Source organism: Roseburia inulinivorans DSM 16841 (genome assembly GCF_000174195.1).
GTDB lineage: Bacteria > Bacillota > Clostridia > Lachnospirales > Lachnospiraceae > Roseburia > Roseburia inulinivorans.
In genome coordinates, this window is the sequence record NZ_ACFY01000039.1 from 16236 (window position 1) to 41518 (window position 25283).

The following is a 25283-nucleotide window of genomic DNA, read 5'->3' on the forward strand; positions in this document are numbered from 1 at the left end:
TATGATAGATTATAACTACAAAGTCCGGAACGGACAAAATAAATCTTGGGAGGATTTAGAGATGTTAGCTATTAACATGGATGACGTGATCAACGTCCTGAATTCATGCAAACCTTACCTCATTGCTTTAGGTGTTGTTTTAGCGCTTGCAATCGTTGTAACCGTTGCATGTATGAAATTGAAAAAACCAGTAAAAAAACTGGTTCGCAAGGAAGCATGGATCGCATTCTTACTTGCAGTTGTAGTAATTGTTAATTTAATTTGTTTCATTCCAATGTCAAGTATGATTTCACTTGCAATGGGTAATGGAACAATCACAGATGAGACTTCTGACGAGTCAACGGCTCTTGTACAGGAGATTGCAGAGGAAGGAATCGTATTATTAAAAAATGATGGTACACTTCCACTTGCAGCAGACAGCAACTTAAACGTATTTGGATGGGCTTCTACCAACCCTTGTTACGGTGGTACAGGTTCAGGAGCATTATCCGATGCATATCCTACCGTATCTTTACTTCAGGGATTAGAGGATGCAGGCTTCAATCTGAACACAGAACTTTCTGATTTCTACACAGCATACCGTGCAGACAGACCAGAAGTTGGAATGTGGGCACAGGACTGGACATTGCCGGAACCAACAGCAGATTCTTACACAGATGAGATGATGGCAAATGCAAAAGAGTTCTCAGACACAGCTATGGTAGTGATCACACGTGTTGGTGGCGAGGGTGCAGACCTTCCTACAGACGTAAGTAAAGTGACATACACAGACAACTCAACTGAATACAAAGATTTTGAGGCTGGTGAGCATTACTTACAGTTAGACAGAACAGAAAGAGATATGTTAGACCTTGTCTGCAGTAACTTCGATAACGTAATCGTTGTTTACAATGGTGCAAACGCTATGGAACTTGGCTTCATCAACGAGTACAGCCAGATTAAGAGTGCTATCTGGTGTCCGGGAACTGGTCAGTCCGGTTTTGAAGCACTTGGTGAGATCGTAGCCGGAACAGTAAATCCATCCGGTAAAACAAGTGATACATTTGTTGCAGATTTAACAGCAACACCAACCTGGAACAACTTTGGTTATTTCAAGTATGACAACATGGATGAGTATGCATATACATCCAATAACTTTAAGACAGGTGAAGAAGAGACAGCTCTTCCATCTTTTGTAAACTATGTAGATGGTATTTATGTTGGATACAGATTCTATGAGACGGCAGCAGCAGAAGGACTGATCAACTATGATGATACCGTTGTATATCCATTTGGATATGGTCTTTCCTACACAACATTCACACAGGAAATGGGAGCAATCTCCGAAGATAACGGAACAATTTCCTTTGACGTAACAGTAACAAATACTGGTGATGTTGCCGGAAAAGATGTAGTAGAAGTTTACTACAATCCACCATATACCAATGGCGGTATTGAAAAAGCTTCCGCAAACTTAATCCAGTTTGAAAAAACAGAAGTTTTACAGCCGGGTGATTCCCAGACGATCACAGTATCTTTTGATGCAGAAGATATGGCTTCCTATGATACATATGGTGCAGGATGCTATGTATTAGAGGCAGGGGATTATCAGATTTCCATTAACTCTGATTCTCATAACGTAATTGATTCACAGACTTATACAGTTGCTTCTACAGTAACTTATGATGAGAGCAACCCAAGAAGCACAGACGAGACAGCAGCCGTAAATGAGTTTGCTTACGCAGAAGGGGATGTAACTTACCTTTCCAGAGCAGATGGATTTGCCAACTATGCAGACGCTACTGCAGCACCAGCAAGCATGTCTATGTCTGATGAAGCAAAAGCAACTTTCTTAAATAATTCAAATTATAATCCGGAAGATTATAATAATGATTCGGATGAAATGCCTACAACAGGCGCAAAGAATGGAATTAAATTAGCAGATCTCCGCGGCGTAGATTATGATGACGCTCAGTGGGACAGCTTATTAGATGAACTGACAATCTCTGATATGGATACTATGATCGCAATTGGTGGTTATCAGACATCCGCAGCTTCCAGCGTTGGAAAGATCATGACAGTTGACTGTGACGGACCGGCTTCTATTAACAATAACTTTACCGGTATTGGTTCTGTTGGATTCCCATCCGCAGTTATGATCGCAAGTACCTGGAACAAAAATCTTGCTTTAAAATTCGGTGAGAGTATTGGTAAAATGGCAGACGAGATGGAAGTATCCGGCTGGTATGCACCTGCTATGAACACACATCGTTCCGCATTTGCAGGACGTAATTTCGAGTACTACTCCGAAGATGGTGTTCTTTCCGGTTATATGGCAACCAATGCAATCCTTGGTGCAGAAGAGTATGGCGTTTACGCATACATGAAACATTTTGCATTAAACGATCAGGAAACAAATCGTACTGAAATGCTTTGTACATGGGCAAATGAACAGTCCATCCGTGAAATTTACTTAAAACCATTCGAGATGTCTGTAAAAGAGGGTGGAGCAAAAGCAGTTATGTCATCCTTCAACTACATCGGAACACAGTGGGCAGGTGGAACAAGCGCACTCTGCAACACCGTATTACGTGACGAGTGGGGATTCCGTGGATTTGTATTAACAGATTACTTCGGTGTTTATGGATACATGGATTCTGATATGGGTATCCGTGGCGGTACAGACTGTATGTTAGTTGCTTACGATACAGAGACAAACCATGTAACAGATACAACCAGCGCAACAGGAGTACTTGCAATGCGTCAGGCTTGCAAAAACATTATGTACACAGTTGTAAACAGCCGTGCATACGATCCTGAAAACCTTACAGAAGGTTTAATGAACTGGCAGATCATGGCAATCGTGATCGATGTGATCTTTGCAGCACTTATCATCTTCTTAGAAGTACTTGCAATCAAAGGCTTCAAGAAAGACCAGGCAGCGGCACCAGTTGTTGCACCAGTAGAAGCAGCTGAAGCTCAGACAGAAGAGAAAAAAGAAGAGTAGGATATTTTGCACCTTGTGTGCCAGAATAACAAGACTTAAAATATGACAGAAAGTCCCTGCATGTTCAAAAAATGAGCATGTGGGGGCTTTTTATTTGTATGAATATAAATAAAAAATCTTAAGTTGTGAAAGGAATAGTGTTTAGACGCATCGTATATACTAATTAGAATTATGGGGATTTGCGCAGAGATAACAAGATGACGAATAGGGATTTACGTATAAATTCCGTTTACACGAATGGGGATTTGCGTTATAATTTATAAAAATAGTATGTTTGCAGAGTGTGCATTCTATTGTTGGACGGAGAGGAGAAGATTCTATGGCTGAAACGGTTTTTAAAAGAAAACTATATAATGAAATTCTTGAATGGAAAAAGAACCGCAGTGATAAATACGCACTGCTTATTAAAGGAGCAAGACGTGTCGGAAAATCAACGATTGCGGAAGAATTTGCAAAAAACGAATTCAGATCCTATATTTTGATCGATTTTGCGCATACGAGCAAAGCAATTCTGGAATTATTTGATGATACTTATAATTTAGATTTTTTCTTTCTCCAATTACAACAGTTGACCGGAGTCAGACTGTATGAAAAGGAATCCGTGATTATATTTGATGAGGTTCAATTATTGCCGAAGGCAAGACAGGCAATCAAGTATCTTGTGGCAGATGGAAGATATAAATATATTGAAACGGGATCACTTTTATCGATAAGGAAAAATACGAAGGATATATTGATTCCGAGTGAAGAACATAAGATATCCATGTATCCGATGGATTTTGAAGAATTTTTGTGGGCAGTTGGTGATGAAATCACGGCGGATACCATTAAGCTGCTTTTAAAAAGCAAAAAATCTGCCGGAAATGCAATGCACAGGAATCTGATGCGTATGTTCCGGTTGTATATGCTGATTGGCGGAATGCCACAGGCTGTAGAAGCATATTTAGAACACAATAATCTACAGGTAGTGGATGAGGTAAAAAGGGAAATCGTTGATTTGTATGAGGAAGATTTTACAAAGATAGATGGAACCGGGCTTGCAGGTGATATATACGATGCAATCCCGGCAAGTCTCAGTGGGAATGCATCGAGATATGTTTTGTCAAATGCGAGAGAAGGCACACGTTTAGAACAGGTTCGTGAATTAATACCGGATATTCTTAGTTCGTATACTGTAAATATTGCGTATCATGCAAATAATCCGGGAGTAGGAATGTCGTTAGAAAAAGATGCCGGACGGTATAAGTTATTTACCTCCGATGTCGGGCTGTTTATAACACTTGCTTTTAAGGATAAAAAATATACAGAGAATATCATTTATAATAAGCTGCTATCGGATAAATTAGAAGCGAACCTCGGATATATATATGAAAATGTCGTGGCACAAATGTTAGTTGCCAGGGGAAACAACCTGTTTTATTACACGATGGAAAGCGATACATCGAATCATCTGTATGAGATAGACTTTTTGTTGTCAAAAGGGGATAAAATTAATCCGATTGAAGTGAAGTCTGGAAATTACAGAGGGCATAAGTCGTTAGATATGTTTTGCGATAAGTATAGCAGTCGTATCAGAGACCAATATGTGGTTCATACGAAGGATTATAAATGGGAGAATGGCATCCATTATCTGCCGGTATATATGATCCCATTTTTGTAAAATCCTTACCATTTATGCTAAAAAAAGCACAGATTATGCAATTTTTCTCCATAAAAGAATTCTTATGTTAGGATTAAGACAAGTAAAGCGGAACATAAATGCAGAAAGTTATTCCGAAACTGCAAGGAAGAGTTTCGCAGTCCAGAGAGAAAGGGATTAATATTATGGAGAAAATCAAAGGCTTATGGCTTGGATTTGCAGAGAAGCATCCGGGCGCATCAAAATGGATTCGTGAAGGTGGTTTATTCGTTATCGTAAGTAACCTTATCACAGTACTGAAATATTTCATGTTACTGTTTTTACCACTTGCATTCGCAGGGCTTCCAAAAGTTGATTTCGGATTCCCGGGAATCGACATCACATTATTTGGAGAGACATTCAAATGGAACATCATCGGTTATGACGCTGCACACGGCGGACTTCCATATTTCTGTGCATATATGATCGCAATGGTAGTTGGTGAGTGTATCAACTTCCCAATCCAGAGAAGCTTCGTATTCCGCAGCAAAGGGAACATCTGGTATCAGGGAATGTGGTATCTGATTGCATTCTGTATCGTAACCTGTATCGTAAACTCCATCAACTGTATCTGGGTTGCTGTTGCAGGAATGTTCGTACCGGACTGGCTGTATAACATCGGAACGACCGTATTAAACGGTGGTGTATCTATGGTGGTATTCTTTTTTGTTAATAAAATCATCTTCCCGGAAGGGGAAGCAAAAAAAGCGGAAACTTAAGATTTATGGAGCTGCTGTACTGAGAAATTGGTACGCAGCTCTTTTTATGTAGATTTTATTTTTGATTGTGGGTGTTGTTTTTGCTGTGTCAGCAGCAAAATTAATAAAAAATTTATTTGTTTCATAGTCTTTTTTATGATATTGTAAATTTACAATTCATTGAGATATGTGTGGCGTATCTTCTATATGGATTCAAAAATTCTTTAAAGTTTTCAATATGAATGGTTTCCCTCCTAATCGTACATTGACAATTGAATAGGAACTTTACATTATGCTATAATATCACCAGCGAAAGGCGGTGATGGAAAGTGAATGAGGAATATATGCCAACAGATGTACAATTCAAGTATGAATTAAGAAAACACTTAACAGAACTGGAAAGAAAGCTTGAACTGCTTCGGAACGAAGAGTATGAAAAGCTTGAAAAAGAGTATTTGAAGGAAATACAGGATATTCAGACAAGTTTGGAAGATTAACAGAAAACAATATAAAAAAGAAGGTGTAAAGTCGTGATAGAAAAAGGGCTTTGCACCTTTTTCAATTGAATAGGAACTTTACATTATGTTATAATATCACCAACGAAAGGCGGTGATAGCATGGAGGATAATGGAATGACAAGAGAAGAACTTATCAGTTTGACAATTGACAAATATACGGATCTGCAGCGCATTAAAAAATCCAATGGCGGTGTGGAGAACAAAGAACTTGATTATCAGATTAAGGTCACACTTGCAAAGTTATCTTCACTTGGTATATCCGTCGAAGATATTACGTTGTAGACTGTGAAAAATTTATCAGGGTGTGGAGCCAAAACTATGGCTTCGCACTCTTCTCATCTGGGAGAAGGTTATGTTAAAAATAGCAATCGTAGAGGATGAACGTGAGTGTCAGGAAGCACTCATCGAGCATCTGAGAAAATATGAAAAAGAGAAAAACGAAGCATTTATCGTAAGAATTTTTAATGACGGCATAGATATTCTGGATGACTATTCTGCGGATTATGATCTGATTTTTCTGGATATCCATATGAAATATCAGGATGGAATGACAACCGCAAAGAGAATCCGCGAAGTGGATGCGGACGCACAGATCGTGTTCATCACGGCGCTGGCGCAGTATGCAATAGAGGGCTACAAGGTAAATGCGCTGGATTTTATTTTAAAACCGGTTGTTTATGAGCAGCTTACTACTATGCAAGACAGGCAATGCACCGTGTACTTTACACGATCGCAAACAGCAAGAGCATGAATGGCGCAATGCCGGGTTCCCAGATCAAAGATGGAATGAGAATTTCAGACAAAATCAAACTGGCAATTGATATTATCTTTGGTCTGCTGATCGTTCTGGAAGTTTACAGGATTTTCCGGTTATTCAGACCGACAAAGAAAAAGCTTGCAAAGCTTCTGGCAAAAGCTGAGAAAAAAGCACAGAAAAAACAGATGTAAAAGTGACAGGACTTCTTTACATCAATGTAAAATTTATGTAAAATAGTAAATACAAAAAGAGCAGAACTGCGATCATATTTGAAGTAGTTTTGCTCTTTATTTTTACTGGAAAATATGAGGCGATGGGAGACAGTGTATTTTTCGGGGAATAGCAAAGGAGAGAAAAATATGAGAAAAAACTGGGCAGCATTGGCACTCACAGGCATGTTATGCCTGACAACTTTTGCAGGAACACAGACTGTTTCCGCTGAGACAGCAGATTCCGCAAAACAGGTGGATATTGTATTCACACATGATACACATTCCCACCTCAACACATTTACGACCATTGTAGACGAAGCGGAAAAAGAAGTGGGAGGATTTGCGAGAATCAACACCTTGATCCAGGAGCAGAAAGCAAAAAATCCTGACACGCTGGTGATTGATGGCGGTGATTTTTCCATGGGAACACTGATCCAGACTGTTTTTGAGACGCAGGCGGCAGAAATCCGCATGTTAGGCTATATGGGATGCGATGTGACCACACTCGGAAACCACGAATTTGATTACCGATCCAAGGGACTTGCAAATATGTTGAACAGTGCGGCGGAGTCCGGGGATGATCTTCCGGCAATGGTTGTCTGCAATGTGGACTGGGAATCCATGGAGGCAGCAGGCTTAAGTGAGGGACAACAGCTGATCAGAGACGCATTTGATGAGTACGGGGTCAGTGACTATGTTGTATTGGAAAAAGGGGATACAGACATAGCTGTCGTAGGCGTTTTTGGTAAAGATGCACTTGCCTGTGCGCCGACCTGTGAACTTTTATTCAAAGATCCAATCGAGGCGGTAAAAGAAACGGTCGAAGAGATCAGGGAGAACGAGGATGTTGATATGATCGTCTGCGTTTCCCACAGCGGAACTTGGGAGGACGAGAGTAAATCAGAGGATGAAAATCTGGCAAAGGCAGTGCCGGATCTCGATCTGATCTTAAGCGGCCACACACATACAACACTGGAAGAGCCAATTGTCCATGGAGATACCTATGTGGTATCCTGCGGTGAATATGGTAAGAATCTCGGTGAACTTTCCATGACACAGAAAGCAGATGGACGCTGGGAGATGACTTCTTACGAAATTGTGCCGGTCACAACAGACATTGATCAGGATGCAGAGACACAGAACGCCATTGATCAGTTTATGGATACTGTGGACACCGACTATCTGGCACAGTTTGGCTATACCAAAGATCAGGTGTTAGCGGAAAATGACGTGGATTTCTCCACACAGAAGGATCTGGAAAATATCCATGAAGAACACAATCTTGGTGATATCATGTCAGATGCCTATGTGTATGCGGTGGAAAATGCAGCAGATTTTGACGGTGTCCCGGTGGATGTGGCAGTTGTTCCAAGTGGCACTGTCCGTGACACCTATGCAAAAGGCGATATTACCGTGGAGCAGGTATTTAATTCGTTTTCCCTAGGAATCGGGGCAGACGGAGTGCCTGGATATCCGCTCATCAGTGTGTATCTGACGGGAAAAGAGTTAAAGACAGCAGCAGAGATCGATGCATCCGTTTCTGATTTTATGACAACAGCAAGACTTTATAGCAGCGGACTTAATTTTACATACAATCCAAACCGCATGATTTTAAACAAAGTCACAGATGTATATTTAGATGATGGAAATGGCGGCAGGATCGAACTTGAGGACGACAAGCTTTACCGCGTGGTCGCAGACCTTTACAGCGGACAGATGTTAAGTGCGGTTACAGATATGTCCTACGGTCTGTTGTCACTGGTTCCAAAATATGCAGATGGAACCCCGATCGAAGACTTTGAGGATGTCATCATCACAGAGAACGGAAAAGAGTTAAAAGCGTGGGATGCGATCGCAAGATACATGGAGTCATTCGAGGATACAGACGGCGATGGGATCGCCAATGTGCCGGAATATTACAGCACAGATCATGACAGAAAAGTGGTGGACGACAGCCGGAATATCGTTGACCTTGTAAAAAATCCAAATAAATTTACCGGAATCATTGTTGGTGTGATTGCAGTGTTGATTTTACTTGTTATTTTCATTATATTATTAATTAAGAAAATTGTGAAAAAAGTAAAATCCCGCAAGATGAAAAAGTAAAAAATTTTTTCCGGTATCGGTGGATCATTCAGACATACGTTGAAAAGAAAGTTTACATAAGTCGGGATTGGCAGGGAGATTCAAAATGAGCGCACAGGACAACATGGAAAAGGTTCTCAGGGAATTACATGTCCTTTTATCAAAAAGCAATCCATATGAGAGAGATTCTAACTATTTGGTCGTAAATAAGAAAGAGATGCTGGATATTTTAAAACAGCTCGCAGTCTGCATGTCAGAAGTTATGGATGAGTACGAACTGACACAGCAGGGCAGGGAGCAGGCGCAGCGGGAAAACCGGAAGATCGGGGAAGAAATCATCAATGACGCCAGAGCAAAAGCAGAGGACGTTTATGCCGCGTCGGTTATGTATACGGATGAAGCGCTCCGGCGGATCCTTGATATTATGGATGAGGCGAATGAGTCTGTGAAAGCGGTCTATGACAGCATGGGAGAAAAGCTTGCAAATGAAAGAAAACTGGTTTCCGGTGACAAGCTGGAATTAAAGAGTCTGCTGCAGGATCTTAAGGATACGGACAAATACATGGGTATTATTGAGGAGCGGAATAAGAAGATCGCGAAGGAGAAGAAATGGAAAGAAGAGGATACGGAATCTTCTCCTTATGCAGCAGTGAAGCCGGAGATCAAGATCAACCGCGATTATTTTGAACAGCAGGGAATCTCGTTTGAAGAACCGGAGGAAGAACAGCCGGAAGAAAAAACAGAGAAAGCTGCCCCTGAGATCAGCGTGAATCTGGATTCTGAGTACTTTAAGTGGAAAGAGCAGGAAGGAAAAGAAGAGGATTCAGAGGATGAGAAACAGCCAGAGAAAAAAGGATTCTTTGGAAAATTTATGAAATAAAATTAATTGTGTACAACCTATTGACAAAGATGCCAATAGGTTGTATTTTATTATACATAAAGATTGAACACAATTAAATTGCAAGCAATATAAAAGAAGAGAAAAACAATGAGTAAATTTTATGATTTTGAAGCGGAAGATGTAATGTGTAACATGCATAAAATGGAGGAATATCAGGAACAGGGTTTTGAGATTTTAGATTTCCCTTGCAATCAGTTTGGAAATCAGGCACCGGGCACCAACGAGGAGATCGTGTCATTTTGTGATGCAAAGTTTGGAATCACATTCAAGCACTATGCAAAAATTGATGTGAACGGCGCAGATATCAAATGGAACTTTACAAAATTTTTAATTGACCGGAATGGCAACGTGGTAGAACGGTTTGAGCCGACAGCGGATATGGATGTGGTAGAGGAAAAAATCAGAGAAATTCTATAATGTTGTAAAAACAACGGAAATTCTGCTCCCAATTGCGTATAGTAAAGATACAAAAAAAGGAAACTATATATGAAAATAAATCGCACAGTATCATTGCCAAAAGGAGCGTAGGAAGTATGAATAGAGAAGAGCAGATCGCAAATGCTGAAAAAGCAACGGTGGATTCGATCCGGGAACAGAGATTTGCAAAGACAGCGGAGCTTGTGAAGATTCCGGGGCATCCACTTCACACATTTACGTTGGAGAATGAAGCACTTGTCAAAACGATTGAAAAATGCAGGGAAGCCCTAAAGAATGGGCATGTAGAGTACAAGCTTATAGAAGAAGTCCGTCAGCTTGCAATCCATTATGCCAAAAAGGGAGATCTTCTTTATCCGCATTTAAAGGTAAAGTATGAGATCAGCGGTCCGTCGGATGTTATGTGGACGGTGGATGATGAGATACGGGATGAATTTGCTGCGCTGGCGAAAAAAGCGGATTCACAGGATGATGAGTGGAAAAAACGTTTCGAGGCGGCACTCACAAGAGCGGACGAGATGATCTATAAGGAAGCCAATATTCTTTTTCCAAATTGTGCATTTAACTTTACGGATGAGGAATGGTTTGGAATCTATCGGGACTCAAAAGACTATGCAGAGTGTCTTGGTGTAGAAAACGGAGTCTGGGAGGACGCAGAGAAGGCACAGGACGTAAAGACGCCGTCCATCAGTCAGGATGAGATTGTCATGGCAGGCGGTCACATGACCGTGGAGCAGTTGACAGCAATGCTGAATACCATCCCACTGGAGATTTCGTTTGTGGACACAGACAATATCAACCGCTTTTTTAACGAAGGTCCAAAAGTGTTCAAAAGACCGGGAATGGCGATCGACAGAGAGGTATTCTCCTGCCACCCGCCGAAGATTGAACAGCAGGTACGCCGTATTATTGAAGAGTTCAGAGCGGGAACGCTTGATAAAGTACCTGTCTGGATGGATAAAAACGGTAGAACCATGTTAGTCACTTATATGGCAGTCCGTGATAAAAGCGGAAAATATCTTGGAACCATGGAACTGGTACAGGATATGGAATTTGCAAAAGAATATTTTCAGAAATAATTAATAAGTAGAAATCTCCTTATGGGAGGCAGCACGATACTCGCGTGGTCTGCTTCCCATAATTGTTTTAAATTGTTTTGAAAAATAACTTGGGTTGGAAAAACCAAAATGGGAATCATTGTTTTGATGCCTCCGGCTGTGGTACAATATTGGAATCATAGGTGGAGGCATTTTATATGAAAGTGGTAGTGGCAATTGATTCTTTTAAAGGGAGTATGACAAGTATGCAGGCGGGAAACGCCTGTAAAGAGGGGATTCTTGCGGCGGCGTGTGCGCACTGTGGCGGTGGGGCAGCAGCCGTGAAGGGCAGGAAAATTGCAGCAGATAATTTGGATGTTGTCGTAAAACCGCTCGCGGACGGAGGCGAGGGCACAGTGGAAGCGTTGGTAGAGGGAATGAACGGAACGTATGAGTATGTGACCGTGACAGGTCCGATGGGAAATCCAGTGAAAGCAAGATATGGCATTCTGCCAGATCAAACAGCGGTGATGGAAATGGCGGAGGCATCCGGCATTACACTGGTAGAAGAACCATTAAATCCGTGGAAAGCGACATCCACAGGAGTCGGAGAAATGATCCTGGATGCAGTACAAAAGGGATGCCGCAAATTTATCATTGGAATTGGCGGCAGTGCGACGACAGAGGGCGGTATCGGAATGTTATCTGCACTGGGCTATGATTTTATGGATGAAAACGGAGACAGATTGTCACCGGTTTTTGACTCGCTGGAAAAAGTGGTACAGATAAAAAATAATCGTGTGCCGGAAGTGTTAAAAGACTGTCATTTTCAGATTGCGTGTGATGTGACAAATCCACTCTGTGGAGCGCGGGGGTGTGTTTACGTTTTCGGAGCGCAAAAAGGTGTGAAGGAAGAAGAAAAAGAGAGCATGGACAGGGCGATGCAGTCCTATGCGGCATGTCTGGAAAAATTTACCGGCAAAAAGCTGAGTGAAATTCCGGGCACAGGCGCAGCCGGAGGGCTTGGGTTTGCGTTTCTGTGGGGACTTCCAAACGTGGAACTGAAACCGGGAATCGACATTGTGCTTGAGGCAGTCGGGCTGACAAATGAATTGAAGGATGCAGATGTCGTGGTGACGGGGGAAGGCTGTCTTGATTTTCAGACGGCGATGGGAAAAGTTCCGGTCGGTGTGGCAAAGACAGCAAAAAACTACAATTGTAAAGTGATTGCTTTTGCCGGAAGTGTGACAGAGGAAGCAAAAAACTGCAACGAAAAGGGAATCGATGCATTTTTCTCCATCCTGCCGGGTGTGTGTTCACTGGATGAAGCTATGGACACGGAGACTGCGCAGAAAAATATGCGGAATGCGGCGGAGCAGGTGTTCCGGTTGATTTTGGCTTGTGGGAAGGAAAAATCTTCTTTACATCCATAAATTCCTTTACTATAATCCACTCAAAGCATAATATTTTCCAGTATTTCTAAGGGTGCAGAGAGTTTTCAGATATAGAAATACTGATCTTGATAAGATTTTGTATCTTATTCTTAAATTCATGATAAGCAGTTCATCAGAAAATCTATGCTTTTATTCCAGACAATTTACAAAAGCAGGATTTTTCTAAGGACTCAAGAAAGTCCTGTCATAAAACAGGAGGACTATCATGGCAGATATGAAAGCAATTATGCAGCAGCTCAGTATGCAGGAACAGTACGATGAGAATGCCAAGTGGCTGAATTCACAAAAACCGTTTTTGGCAAACATTCTTATCAGGACCGTGGACGACTTTAAGGGGATGCAACCGGAAGAAGTTGTAAAGTTGATTGAGGGAGAACCATCAGTTGGAAGGACGCCGGTAGAGGAAGGGTTTACCAATGAAAGGCTGGAAGATGAAACGATGGCGATTTCCGGCATGAATACAGAAAAGAAAGTGCATAATGAAGGTGTTACTTATTTTGACGTTTTGTTTTATGTCAGAACCCAAAATGAACTGGCAAAGATTATTGTAAATATGGAGTTACAAAAAGAAGAACCTGCGCTTTATGATGTGGAGATGAGGGGAATTTTTTATGCAGCAAGGGAAGTGTCTTCTCAGCTTGGCAGAGAATTTAAGAACCAGCATTATAATGATATGAAAAAGGTCTATTCTATTTGGATTTGTATGAACACAAGAGAAAATAGCCTGAATAAGATTGCGTTAAAAAATGAAAATGTGTTTGGACAGTCAAGGTGGAAAGACAAATATGATATGATTCATATTGTGACGATTCGGCTAAGCAGGAAAATGGATGAAGACAGAGGGCATGAACTGCATCGTTTTCTTGGAGCAATCTTTGCACAGGAACTGTCATTTTCGGAGAAAGAAAAAATTTTAGTCAAAGAATTTGGAATAAAGTTAGAGGGAGACAGGAAAGAGAGGTTGACAAATATGTGTAATTTGGGTGAAGGGATTTGGGAACAAGGAATTGAGCAGGGAAAAATATCTGGTATTATAGAAACATGTATGAAGTTAAATATGTCAGAAAATGATATTATTGAAAAAATAAAGGAGATCATGCACATTTCTGATGAAGAGGCAAAAAGGTACTATAAACAGGCTATGTAAGAAAATAGAATACAAACATAGGCAGAACTACTTCGTGAGGTCATTTCAAATTTCACGGAGTAGTTTTTTTGTGAAATAATTCCAAAATCCTTCATCCAAATCCAACCCTTCAATCGTTATAATAATCAGGAGACGTCCTACAAGAAAAATAATTACAGTTTCACAGAACAGGTGGACTGTAAAGGAGAATATCTTAATGCGCGAAGAGATACTGATAAAAAATTTGCAAAATGGGGATGCGTCTGCATTGGACGAACTGATCTCCATGTATTACCAGGAGATCCTGCGGTACTGCATCTGGCATGCGCCGGATCGCACACAGGCGGAAGATGCGGCACAGGAAACTTTTTTGAAGGCTGTGAAATATCTTGGAAATTTCGGATTTTCCGGTAAATTCAGAGCCTTTTTATATAAAATTGCAGCAAACACCTGTATTGATATGCAGAAAAATAAATGGAACCAGCATACCGCGTTGGAAGACTTACAGGAAGAACCGTCCTATGTGGAAAAAGATTTTAAAAACGTGGAGGAAGAGCTTGTAATCTGTAGTCTGGTAAAAAATCTGGAGCTAAAAGATCAGGAAATCGTGCTGTTGCGTTTCGGACAGAATCTGAAATTGCGTGAGATCGCAGAAATTGTTGGTCTGCCAATGCGTACAGTGCAGTCCAGATTGAAGGTAAGTTTAAAGGTGATCGAGAAGGAAATGAAAGGAGGAAATTTAAGATGAGCCGGAAAATGAAAGAAAAATTAAGCAGGGCATTTGAAACATATGATGTATGCAAATTGAACAATGTTGAGCATATGCAGGCGGTCGAAGAACCTGTGATACAACTTGCAAAAGCCCAGTTTCAGAAATCCTATCGAAACAAAAATAAATTCCGTGATTTGTTATTATGTCAACTAAAATTTTGCGGAATCAAAATGTGGACATTTGAGCTGTTAATTGCAATTATAACAAGCTTGATACTGAGAAATCTTTTGGCAGATCCGTATTTTATGACAACCAGAAAATTAGTGTTTTTTGTTGTCTGTTTTGCCATCGCAGTGCCGATGATGCTATTGCCGTTTTTGTACCGGTCGATACGATATCAGATGTTTGAGATGGAGAGTGTATCGGTCTTTTCCATAAAAACAGTTTTGTTTTCCAAATTTTTGCTGTTTTTCGGCGGCGAGGTGCTGCTTGTCGCATCCGTTTTGTTGGTTTTATGGAACACAACATCCATTACATTTGCAGAGTTGGCAGGTTGTATTCTGATTCCGTTTTTACTTGCCAACGATGGTTACCTGTTGTTGTTGAAAAAAATAAAATCAGAAAAGCTGTGTCAGAGTTTTCTGGGATTTGGAATTGTATTAATCGCAATCATAGTAATAAGTTTTCGTTTAACAGAACAGATGTTATGGATGCGGATGACACCGGCAACCGTTGTGTCCATTCTGGGGCTTGTGCTGTACGGAGTGTATCAGAGTATGACGCTTTTTAAAAAATATGAATGAACTTTACGCGAATCGAAAGGAGGAATGAACCTCATGAAATTAGAAGTAGAAAACATTACAAAAAAATACAAAGATAAAACCGCAGTAGATAATGTCTCCATCACATTCACCCCCGGAGTCTGGGGATTACTTGGGGCGAACGGCGCAGGAAAAACGACACTCATGCGCATGATCGCAGGGATCATGGAGCCGACCGAAGGAAAAATCCTGTATGACGGAGTGCCAATCGAGACGTTGCAGGGAGAGTACCGTCGGATTTTCGGCTATCTGCCACAGGAGTTTGGCTTTTACCCGGAATTCAACGTGCAGGATTATCTGGAATATATGGCGGCGTTAAAAGGCATGCCAAAAAGGGAGGCAAAAAGAAAGATCGATGAGTTGTTAGAACAGGTAAGTCTATCGGAAGTGCGTAAAAAGAAGATCGTGAAGCTGTCCGGCGGCATGAAACGGAGAGTTGGGATCGCACAGGCACTTTTGAACGATCCGGAAGTATTGATCTTAGATGAGCCGACCAGCGGACTGGACCCGGGAGAGCGTGTGCGTTTCCGTAATCTGCTTTCGGAGTTCGCGAAAGACAGGATTGTTGTCATCTCCACGCATATCGTGTCGGACGTGGAATATATCGCAAACCAGAACGCGATCATGAAAGATGGAAAAATCATCGAAAACGATACGACCGAGCAGTTAGTGCGACTGGTAGATGGAAAAATCTGGGAGTGCAAAATTCCATCTTCTGATCTGGTGAAATGGGAGCGTGCATTAAAACTGATCAATTTAAGAAATGAGGCAGATGGAACCACATCGATCCGTTATCTGTCTGACCAGGCAGAGACGCCGGATTCGGTTTCGGCAGTGCCACGGCTTGAGGACTTATACCTCTGGCTGTTTCCACAGGAAGGAGAGGTGCGCTTATGAGATTACTGGCACTTGAGATAAAAAGAGTTTTAAAAACAAAACGGACATGGATTCTGATTGTGGCTTCCGTATTGCTGGCTGTGTTTATGGCATATATCCCAATCACATTTGTGACTGTGCAAAAGACGGACGAATCTGGAAATTACGTGGAAATCACTGGAAAGGATGCAATCAACTATTACAAAAGTAATATGGTGCAGGGAGTTGTGAAACCGGAAATACTGAGAGATGCGGTGCGCAGATATCAGGAAGTATATAAAACATATGATTCTGTCTATGGGGACAATATTCCGAGTGAAGTATACTATGAAAAATTGAGCGCTTATCAGCCATATATCCGGGGAATCAAGGAGGCGCTGGCAGACCGGAACAATGGAATGTCACCGGTGATCGCGGACATTTCGATTGATAAAGTTGGGGAATACTATGACTTATTAGAGAGCAGACTGGCATCGGTTATCGATATGGAGCAAACCGGTCATCCGGCTGCAAAAGAGGTTGCACTCTCCAAATTTGCAAAAGTACAGCGGCCATACGAGTATTACTATGGCGCTCCGAGCGACTCCATGGAATATGAGACGTTTTTCATTTTCCTGATCACAATCCTGTGTGCGGTGATCGTGGCACCGATTTTTTCAACCGAGTATCAGACAGGAGCGGATGATATTATCCGCTGTACGAAAAACGGAAAGAGGAAGCTTGCAATCATAAAAGTTGCTTCGGCGTGTCTTATCGTGGGGATGCTCTATTTGTTGTGCGGCATCACATGGATTGTCGTGACAAATAGTCTCTTTGGATGGGAGGGAACGAAAACCTCTATCCAGCTGAGCTTTTCTGTGACGACACTGCTTCCTTACAATGTTGGTCAGTTACAGTGGGCAAATCTGCTGGGAGGATTTTTATTATTCTTGTCAGCAATCTGTTTTACCTTACTGCTGTCTTCCCTTGCAAAAAGCAATGTATCGGCTCTGGCACTGGCGTTACTTTTTGTTCTGCTGCCGTTTCTCGTGTATACCGTGATGCCTGGACAACTCGGCGACTGGCTGCAGACACTGCTTCCGGGCGCAGGAATTGGACTTGGCAATTCCCTGCTGTATGCAATGACCAATTTTGACTTCCTGCATCTTGGAAGCGCGTCCTTCTGGAATACGGATGTGATGCTTATGCTGGCGTTGGTGAAGATACCGTTATTTATTATGTTTACGATCGTGGTATACGACCGGAAGAGAATCCGGTAAAAACAAAAGCTGGAAAAATGTCACGAATAATGTTACAAAAACACATATAAAATTACGGAAAAATGTTACAAATATGCGACAAAAACGAAAGAAAAATGTTACATGAAGTCTTGAAATACTTTGGAAAAATGTTAATATGAATGTAAGAAAAGGGAATCCTAACATTCGGAGGGCGTGACATGCTAAAAAGAAAAGTATATCAGGAACTTTTAAAATGGAAAGAAAATACAGAAGGGAAAGCGCTGTGCATTATAGGCGCGAGACAGATTGGCAAGACAACTCTGATCAGGGAATTTGGAAAAAATGAGTATGAACATTTTGCAGAAATAAATTTTGTGACAGATGAAAAAGCAGCAGATATTTTCAACGATAAACTGACGGCAGAGGCAATTATTACGAATCTGACCGCATATCTTCAGACACCACTGGAACCGGGAAAGACACTGATTCTGTTTGATGAGGTGCAGGAGTGTCCGGCGGTACGTTCAGCAATCAAATTTCTTGTGGAGGATGGCAGGTTTGACTATATAGAATCGGGTTCTCTGCTTGGAGTGAGGTATAAGGAAGTGAGATCATATCCGGTTGGCTTCGAGCAGATTTTACCAATGTATCCGCTTGATTTTGAGGAATATCTGTGGGCAAATGGGGTGCAGGATAAGACGCTGCAGTATTTGAAAAACTGTTATGACAGAAGAGAAAGGGTTTCTGACTCCGTGCATGAAACGCTTTGCAAATTATTTTACAGTTATCTTGTGGTCGGGGGCATGCCGGAAACGGTTCAGATTTATATTGATACGCACGATATTGCAAAAGTTGTGCTGAATCAGAGAAGTATTCTGAATTTATATCGGCTTGATATTGCAAAATATGCTGAAGGCAGCGACAAAGCGAAAATCAAAGCAATCTTTGACAGTATTCCGGCACAGCTCAATGAGAAAAACCGCAGATTTAAGTTAAACAGTATCAATGCATCTGCCAGACATATCCGGTACGAGGACAGTTTTAATTGGCTTGCGGATGCAGGAGTGGCATTGCCTTGCTATAACGTGACGGAACCACAGGCTCCATTGCAGCTAAGTGAGAAAAGGAATCTGTTCAAACTATATATGAATGATGTGGGACTGCTTTGTGCTTCCTGCATGGAAAATATTCAGTTTGATCTTTTGATGGGAAATGTCGAAATCAATATGGGAAGTATTCTGGAAAATGCTTTTGCACAAAACCTGAAGTCAAATGGATTTGAGCTTCATTATTATGATTCCAAGAAAATTGGAGAACTGGATTTTGTTTTACAGAAAGGGCTGCATACGGAGCTTGTGGAGATAAAATCTGGAAATGATTTCAAAAAACATCTGGCAATGGATCATGCAATGAAGGTGGAACAGTGGGAGTTCGAGCAAAGTATTGTTTTCTCAAAATCAAATATTGAAAAAGAGGCAGATGTTTTGTATCTGCCGTGGTATATGATCCTTTTCTTCATGCAGGAAAAAGAGCCGGAAAAACTGATTTATGAGATTGATCTGAGCGGACTGTAATAAGTGATAGGAAATGAAAAAACGATAGAATTCCCTGCAAAAGCGTTCTATAATAATCCCAGATAAAAAATCAGGAGGTTCCAATCATGAACGATACATTAAAAGTTTTAGAGACAAGAAGAAGCTGCCGCAATTTCAAACCGGATATGATTCCAGAGGAAACACTTGAGCAGATTGTAAGAGCCGGAACCTATGCGCCAACCGGAATGGGAAAACAGTCCCCGATCATCCTTGCAGTGACAAATAAGGAGCTGCGTGACCAGTTTTCGGAAGAAAACCGTAAGATCATGGGTGCACCGGTAGGCATGGATCCGTTCTACGGAGCACCGGTCATTCTTGTGGTACTTGCCAATAAGGCAGTTCCAACACATGTGTACGATGGTTCTCTTGTGATGGGCAATCTGATGAATGCCGCAGAAAGCCTCGGCGTGGCAAGCATCTGGATCCACAGGGCGAAAGAGGAGTTCGAATCTGATTTCGGCAAAAAAATTCTTGCTGATCTTGGTATTCAGGGCGAATACGAAGGGATCGGCCACTGCGCACTCGGATATGCAGCAGAGCCGGCAAAAGAGGCGACCGCAAGAAAAGAGAACTATGTATATTATGTGAGATAATTTTTACTCGGTTGCGACTGACTCGGCTGCGACCGAATAAAAATTGACATTCTGAATATAATACCCAGTTTGTGAAAAAACTTTCTTCTATATTAGGAAATATGAATAAAAACAAATATGATTTTTGTGTAGTATTTGAAAAGTTTGCAGATTTTAATGAAAGAACTTTCAAAAAAGAGTATAATGATTGAAAATCACTTTCAATGAGGTTATGTTATGGGCATGGAAAAATATGCAAAAACGATCATACCGACGATCGAGGCAAACTATGAGAGATACACAGAAACAGAAAGACATATTGCAGACTATTTTTTGAAAAATGATGCAATCGGGGATCTGTCCGCAGAATTTATTTCCACAGAACTTGCAGTTTCTCCTGCGTCGCTGTCAAGATTTGCCAAGAAAAGCGGATATCAGGGTTACCGGGAATTTGTGTATGAATACCGTAATTCTTATGTGGAGAAAACCACAGTGGAACAGGAAGAGTCGCGGCTTGTCTTAGACACGTATCAGAGCCTGTTGAATAAAGTATACAATCTGTTGGACGAGGCACAGATCAAACGGATCGTGGAAAAACTCAGGATGGCAAAACGTGTTTATGTCTGCGGAAGAGGAAGTTCCGGGCTTGCAGCAGAGGAGATGGCAACGAGATTCCGCTGGATCGGGATCGACATGGTTGCACTCCGGGATAACGAAAACATAAAAATGCAGTCGGTGTTTCTGAATCCACAGAATCTCGTTATCGGGTTGAGCCTAAGCGGCACAAAATCAGAAGTCTTATACATGCTTGCACGTGGATGCCGGCAGGGAGCAGACACCATACTGATCACGGAAAAAACAGAAAGTCATACGAAGACTTTTGCAGGGAAGTGATGCTGGTGCCTTCCTTACAACATTTAAACCACGGCAATCTGATCTCGCCACAGTTTCCGCTTCTCATGATGATCGACATTATTTATGCGGCTTATGTAAACCATGACCGTGTGCATATTGAAAAAATCCAGAAAGAAGTCCAGCGCACCTTAAGAGGCAGCGAGGATAAATGATGAAAGATAGGAGAGATGTCAAAATGAAAATTATCAGAACAAAGGATTACCAGGATATGAGCAGAAAGGCAGCCAACATTATTTCTGCACAGATGATCTTAAAGGATGACAGCGTACTTGGACTTGCAACAGGTTCTACTCCAATCGGTATTTATGATCAGTTAGTAGACTGGTACAAAAAAGGAGACCTTGATTTCTCTAAAATCACAACTGTAAATCTGGACGAGTATAAAGGACTTCCGAAAGAGAACGACCAGAGTTACTGGTATTTTATGAATAAAAATTTGTTTTCAAGAGTCAATATCAGACCGGATTACCATTTCCTTCCGGATGGAACGAATCTTGACAGCGACAACGAGTGCGAGAGATACGAGAAACTGATTGATTCTCTTGGAGGTATTGATCTTCAGCTGTTAGGACTCGGACGTAACGGACATATCGGCTTCAATGAGCCATGCGATTCTTTCCCTCAGGATGTTCATGTTGTTGACCTGACAGAGAGTACCATCGAAGCTAACAAACGTTTCTTTGCAAGTGCAGATGACGTTCCAAAACAGGCTTACACGATGGGCGTTGGAACTATCCTTCGCGCAAAAGCAATCCTGCTCGTAGTCAGCGGAAAAGATAAAGCGGAAGCATTAAATGCAGTCGTAAACGGACCGATCACACCGCAGGTTCCTGGCTCTGTCTTAAGACTTCATCCAAATGTGATCATTGTTGCAGATGAAGATGCTTTATCTGAGATGGAATAAAATGCTATAAGAGGATTTTTTACAAGTCCAGTTTTGTATGTAAATAAAAAAGAAAAATCGTACAGACGAAATATGATGTTCCTGTTCGAAAGAACCACAAAGGAAATCATATTTTGTCTGCACGATTTTTCTTTTATTTGCGTTTTACAAAAACTTTGCCACCATGGCAACACTGGTTTTATCGCGGGCGATTTTGGCAAGCTCGCGGTTGTCGAGCAGATAACGCATGATAAGCGATTCGGCAACGAATAACTCACTGACCTTGACCGGGATACTGCCGCCATCCAATGGTGTTTCCAGGGCACCGCACAGGAGGACGACATCTGCAAGGGCTGTGCCGGGTGCGTCCGGATAGTGCGTGATGAGGATGATCTTCGCACCGGTCTTTTTGGCAACAGATAAAGTGTCCATCATGTCATGCGTGGAGCCGGAGTAGGAAACAAATAAAATGACATCACCTGGACCCATGAGGCTTGCGGCGATCAATTGCGTGTGGCTGTCACCACAGTTGCGGAATTTATTGGAGATCGTGGCGAAGCGCACCCAGATGTCATTTGCCAGAACCCGGCTGCCACCCTGACCGAGACAGTAAACGGAGGTTGCGCGTTGCAAGAGAAGGGCAGCCTCGTCAATTGCGTCAAAGTCAAGAACGCTCATAGTGTTACTGATCGCAGCCTGAAAAGAAGCACATACATTGTCACATAATGAAGATGTCGGCATGGATGGATCTAAAGAATAGGAAGAAAACGGTGTCGGCGTCACATTTGCCTGTGCAAGTGAAATCTTCATTTCATTATAACCTTCAAATCCGAGTTGTTTACAGAAACGGTAAATTGTGGCTTCTGCCATATTGCAAGCTTTGGCAAGTGAGGAAATCGATAAAAACTGCGCTTCCTCGGCATGCTTTGTCAGGTAATCTGCGATGATCGTACCTGATTTGGTGAGTGAATCCTGCTTTTCCGCAAGCAGATCCCAGAAATTCTTATTAATCATAATTTAATCCCCTGTAAAATGAAGCAAGTGTTACCGTTTACCCTATGTTTTACTGCGTAAGCAGGCGTTTACAGAAACACATTAATATTTACTATATAAAAGTATATGTCAAAATGAAATACACTGCAAGATAAAATCATAAAAATGAAAAATATTTTCATGCAAAAAACAAAAGGAAAATGGATGAATATGCGGAATTGCAGGTATAAAATATACACTTAGCACTATTTAAAAACTGATATACACGGATTTATGTGCAAATGTACCATATTTTCAAAATGAAATTAGTACAAAACGTATATGGACAAAATGAAAATATTTTTCTAAAATATAATTACTTCGAAAGATAGAATCTTTTAAGAAAAGGAGAAGAAGAATATGAAAAAGAAAGTTTTGGCTACCTTACTGGTGGGAGCAATGGCAGCAAGCTTATTAGCAGGCTGTGGAACAACAGTTGAGACAACAGGAAGCAGTGACACAACAACAGCTCCTGAAAAAACTCAGACAACAGAGACCGCAGAAGCAGGAGAGGCAGGCGGTTCTGATGTTTCGGCAGACATTACCTTATGGACATATCCAATCGGTGAATGGGGCAATGCAGAGACAGTTGATTCCTTGATCCAGGATTTCAACAAGGAGTATCCGGGAATCAATGTGACAGTGGAATATCTTGATTACACAAATGGTGATGATCAGGTAAATACAGCGATCGAAGGTGGACAGGCTCCAGACCTTATCATGGAAGGACCGGAACGTCTGGTTGCAAACTGGGGAGCAAAAGGATTAATGGTTGACTTATCCGATATCCTGGACGACACAGATAAATCTGAAATTTATGAATCTGTATTATCCGCATGTGTGAACAAAGAGGGAGCTACTTATGAATATCCGCTTTGTATGACAGCACATTGTATGGCAATCAACAAAACAGTATTTGAGGAAGCTGACGCTATGCAGTATGTAGACGCTGAGAACCATACATGGACAACAGATGATTTCTTCAAAGCAATGGACGCTGTTTATGCTCACACAGGACAGACCGTAGGCGCTGTTTACTGTAGTGGTCAGGGTGGTGACCAGGGAACAAGAGCCCTCATCAACAACCTTTACGGTGGAACATTCACAGACGCAGATCACACAAAATATACAGCAGATTCCGCTGAGAACGTAAAAGCAATCCAGGCACTTGTTGATTCCAAAGCAATCGGATTTGATGCTTCTATCGCAGGTGGTGACGAGATCAACTTATTCCGTCAGGGTGTTTTAAATGTAGCATTCTGCTGGAACATTGCACAGCAGTTAAATGCTGACAACAACGATGCAGGACTTACAAACGATGGCGATGAGATCCTTTTCATGGCATTCCCATCTGAGAAAGCAACAGACACAAAACTTTGTGGTGGTATCTGGGGATTTGGTGTATTTGATAACAAAGATGCAAACAAGATCGAAGCATCCAAACTCTTTATTAAATACATGGCAGACAGTGCAGAAGGAACACCAGACGCAGTTCTTTCTTCTACATACTTCCCGGTACGTGATACTGTAGAAGGCAAAGATTTAACTGGTCTTTACGGTGATGTTCAGACAATGAGCGAGTACAGTACATTAATGCAGTACCTTGGTGACTACTATCAGGTAACTCCAGGCTGGGCAGAAGCTCGTACAGCTTGGTGGAATATGCTTCAGCAGGTTGGAAGCGGCGCTGATGTCCAGACAGCAGTTGATGAGTTCGTTGGAACAGCAAACGCAGCAGCAGCTAACTAAGCAGTTCGTATAGCAACTAAATAAATGATAAGTGGAATCCCCTCCTCGCAGGAATACCGGAGGAGGGGATTTTTAGCCAAAAAGTAATGGAAAGGATGGTGTTTTCTTTGAAATCAGCAGTAAAACCATCAAAGCGCAGCCGTGTATTGGTAAGAAAAGAAACGACCGCTGCATATCTTTTTTTACTTCCTAGTTTGATTTTCTTTCTGGGATTTGTAATTTTTCCAATTGTATTATGTGTGTGGACCAGTTTTTTTTGACTCAACAATGAACTCTGCGGATGTTTTTGTTGGACTTGCAAACTATAAAGAATTATTTCAGGATAAAGTTTTCCTTGGGGCGTTGAAGAACACTCTTATTATCGTAGTGGTTTCCGTTCCGATCACATGTGTTTTTTCATTATGGGTATCTTCCGTGATCGTAGATCTGAAAGGATGGGCAACCTCCTTATTCAGAATTGTATTTTATCTTCCGGTTGTAACTGGTTCCGTAGCAGTTACCGTTGTATGGAAGTGGATGTTTAACAATTACTATGGAATTTTCAATTACCTTGGTACAAAGACAGGGATCATCGACCAGAACATCAACTGGCTGGGTGATGAGCGTTATGCACTTGCATGTATCATACTGATTTTGCTTACAACTTCCGTTGGCCAGCCAATTGTACTTTATGTATCTGCACTTGGTAATGTGGATGCATCCTTGGTGGAAGCGGCAAATGTAGATGGAGCTACAAGCCTTCAGGCTTTCTGGAAGATCAAGTGGCCACAGATTATGCCGACCACATTATATATTGTTGTTATTACAACGATCAACAGTTTCCAGTGTTTTGCACTGATCCAGCTGCTGACATCCGGTGGACCAAACCACAGTACAGACACGATCATGTATTACATTTATTATTCCGCATTTAAACTGTACCGTTACGGATACGGTGATGCAATGGGCGTTGTCCTTGCAATTATGATCGCAATCCTGTCCGCAATCCAGTTTAAATTTGGAAATTCGAATGATTAGGAGG

24 protein-coding genes and 1 pseudogene are annotated in these 25283 nt (G+C 41.5%); 24 read left to right on the forward strand and 1 reads right to left on the reverse strand.

Annotated features, from left to right (window positions below):
- Window positions 1–61: 61 nt before the first annotated feature.
- The 22 genes from ROSEINA2194_RS03740 (at window position 62) to nagB (ending at window position 21502) form a co-directional block, all read left to right on the forward strand.
- Window positions 62–2986, forward strand: a complete 2925-nt coding sequence (locus tag ROSEINA2194_RS03740) for a glycoside hydrolase family 3 N-terminal domain-containing protein (protein WP_044927156.1) — start codon at window positions 62–64, stop codon at window positions 2984–2986.
- A 319-nt stretch (window positions 2987–3305) separates the two neighbouring features.
- The gene (locus ROSEINA2194_RS03745; protein ID WP_007883545.1) at window positions 3306–4646 is read left to right on the forward strand and encodes an ATP-binding protein; all 1341 of its coding nucleotides are present in this window, start codon (window positions 3306–3308) and stop codon (window positions 4644–4646) included.
- Window positions 4647–4810: 164 nt separating this feature from the next.
- Window positions 4811–5383, forward strand: coding sequence for a GtrA family protein (locus tag ROSEINA2194_RS03750; protein WP_044927158.1), 573 nt, complete (start codon window positions 4811–4813; stop codon window positions 5381–5383).
- A 323-nt stretch (window positions 5384–5706) separates the two neighbouring features.
- Window positions 5707–5859, forward strand: a complete 153-nt coding sequence (locus ROSEINA2194_RS20860) for a hypothetical protein (RefSeq protein WP_007883551.1) — start codon at window positions 5707–5709, stop codon at window positions 5857–5859.
- 120 nt (window positions 5860–5979) lie between these two features.
- Window positions 5980–6162, forward strand: a complete 183-nt coding sequence (locus tag ROSEINA2194_RS03755) for a hypothetical protein (RefSeq protein WP_007883552.1) — start codon at window positions 5980–5982, stop codon at window positions 6160–6162.
- 70 nt (window positions 6163–6232) lie between these two features.
- Window positions 6233–6631, forward strand: coding sequence for a LytR/AlgR family response regulator transcription factor (locus ROSEINA2194_RS03760; protein ID WP_049887976.1), 399 nt, complete (start codon window positions 6233–6235; stop codon window positions 6629–6631).
- Entirely contained in the window at window positions 6589–6828 is a 240-nt protein-coding gene (locus tag ROSEINA2194_RS03765; protein ID WP_172727046.1) for a hypothetical protein, read from the forward strand. The genes ROSEINA2194_RS03760 and ROSEINA2194_RS03765 overlap by 43 nt, the downstream gene beginning before the upstream one ends.
- Before the next feature lie 168 nt (window positions 6829–6996).
- A complete protein-coding gene (locus ROSEINA2194_RS03770) occupies window positions 6997–8955 on the forward strand; it encodes a bifunctional metallophosphatase/5'-nucleotidase (RefSeq protein WP_217284410.1) in 1959 nt (652 codons plus the stop codon).
- Window positions 8956–9040: 85 nt separating this feature from the next.
- Window positions 9041–9814 (forward strand): hypothetical protein, encoded by a 774-nt coding sequence (locus ROSEINA2194_RS03775; RefSeq protein ID WP_007883564.1) that lies wholly within the window; start codon window positions 9041–9043, stop codon window positions 9812–9814.
- A 108-nt stretch (window positions 9815–9922) separates the two neighbouring features.
- Window positions 9923–10252: a hypothetical protein gene (locus tag ROSEINA2194_RS03780; protein ID WP_007883566.1), complete on the forward strand. Its 330-nt coding sequence runs from the start codon at window positions 9923–9925 to the stop codon at window positions 10250–10252.
- A 116-nt stretch (window positions 10253–10368) separates the two neighbouring features.
- Entirely contained in the window at window positions 10369–11349 is a 981-nt protein-coding gene (locus ROSEINA2194_RS03785; protein WP_081453870.1) for a PAS domain-containing protein, read from the forward strand.
- Between the two features lie 176 nt (window positions 11350–11525).
- Window positions 11526–12740, forward strand: coding sequence for a glycerate kinase family protein (locus tag ROSEINA2194_RS03790; RefSeq protein WP_007883579.1), 1215 nt, complete (start codon window positions 11526–11528; stop codon window positions 12738–12740).
- A gap of 226 nt (window positions 12741–12966) precedes the next feature.
- A complete protein-coding gene (locus ROSEINA2194_RS03795; RefSeq protein ID WP_007883589.1) occupies window positions 12967–13908 on the forward strand; it encodes a hypothetical protein in 942 nt (313 codons plus the stop codon).
- A gap of 196 nt (window positions 13909–14104) precedes the next feature.
- Entirely contained in the window at window positions 14105–14635 is a 531-nt protein-coding gene (locus ROSEINA2194_RS03800; protein ID WP_007883591.1) for an RNA polymerase sigma factor, read from the forward strand.
- On the forward strand, window positions 14632–15402 hold the full coding sequence (locus tag ROSEINA2194_RS03805) for a hypothetical protein (RefSeq protein ID WP_007883592.1): 771 nt from the start codon (window positions 14632–14634) through the stop codon (window positions 15400–15402). The genes ROSEINA2194_RS03800 and ROSEINA2194_RS03805 overlap by 4 nt, the downstream gene beginning before the upstream one ends.
- 33 nt (window positions 15403–15435) lie before the next feature.
- On the forward strand, window positions 15436–16317 hold the full coding sequence (locus ROSEINA2194_RS03810) for an ABC transporter ATP-binding protein (RefSeq protein WP_044927146.1): 882 nt from the start codon (window positions 15436–15438) through the stop codon (window positions 16315–16317).
- Window positions 16314–17555 (forward strand): ABC transporter permease subunit, encoded by a 1242-nt coding sequence (locus ROSEINA2194_RS03815; protein WP_007883594.1) that lies wholly within the window; start codon window positions 16314–16316, stop codon window positions 17553–17555. The genes ROSEINA2194_RS03810 and ROSEINA2194_RS03815 overlap by 4 nt, the downstream gene beginning before the upstream one ends.
- 179 nt (window positions 17556–17734) lie before the next feature.
- A complete protein-coding gene (locus ROSEINA2194_RS03820; protein WP_007883595.1) occupies window positions 17735–19090 on the forward strand; it encodes an ATP-binding protein in 1356 nt (451 codons plus the stop codon).
- Window positions 19091–19176: 86 nt separating this feature from the next.
- A complete protein-coding gene (locus ROSEINA2194_RS03825) occupies window positions 19177–19704 on the forward strand; it encodes a nitroreductase (protein WP_007883603.1) in 528 nt (175 codons plus the stop codon).
- A 216-nt stretch (window positions 19705–19920) separates the two neighbouring features.
- Window positions 19921–20577 (forward strand): MurR/RpiR family transcriptional regulator, encoded by a 657-nt coding sequence (locus tag ROSEINA2194_RS03830; RefSeq protein WP_007883606.1) that lies wholly within the window; start codon window positions 19921–19923, stop codon window positions 20575–20577.
- Window positions 20578–20582: 5 nt separating this feature from the next.
- Window positions 20583–20750 carry a hypothetical protein gene (locus ROSEINA2194_RS21720; protein WP_252832546.1) on the forward strand — a complete coding sequence of 56 codons (168 nt, stop codon included), beginning with the start codon at window positions 20583–20585 and terminating at the stop codon, window positions 20748–20750.
- Window positions 20751–20773: 23 nt separating this feature from the next.
- On the forward strand, window positions 20774–21502 hold the full coding sequence (nagB, locus tag ROSEINA2194_RS03835; RefSeq protein WP_021922613.1) for a glucosamine-6-phosphate deaminase: 729 nt from the start codon (window positions 20774–20776) through the stop codon (window positions 21500–21502).
- 144 nt (window positions 21503–21646) lie between these two features.
- Here the strand turns inward: nagB and ROSEINA2194_RS03840 are convergent, their stop codons facing one another.
- Window positions 21647–22495: a MurR/RpiR family transcriptional regulator gene (locus ROSEINA2194_RS03840; RefSeq protein WP_007883617.1), complete on the reverse strand. Its 849-nt coding sequence runs from the start codon at window positions 22493–22495 to the stop codon at window positions 21647–21649.
- A gap of 378 nt (window positions 22496–22873) precedes the next feature.
- On the opposite strand from ROSEINA2194_RS03840, the gene ROSEINA2194_RS03845 reads away from it, so the two are divergent.
- On the forward strand, window positions 22874–24262 hold the full coding sequence (locus tag ROSEINA2194_RS03845; protein WP_007883619.1) for an ABC transporter substrate-binding protein: 1389 nt from the start codon (window positions 22874–22876) through the stop codon (window positions 24260–24262).
- A gap of 95 nt (window positions 24263–24357) precedes the next feature.
- Window positions 24358–25279, forward strand: a pseudogene (locus ROSEINA2194_RS03850) (carbohydrate ABC transporter permease).
- Window positions 25280–25283: the final 4 nt, after the last annotated feature.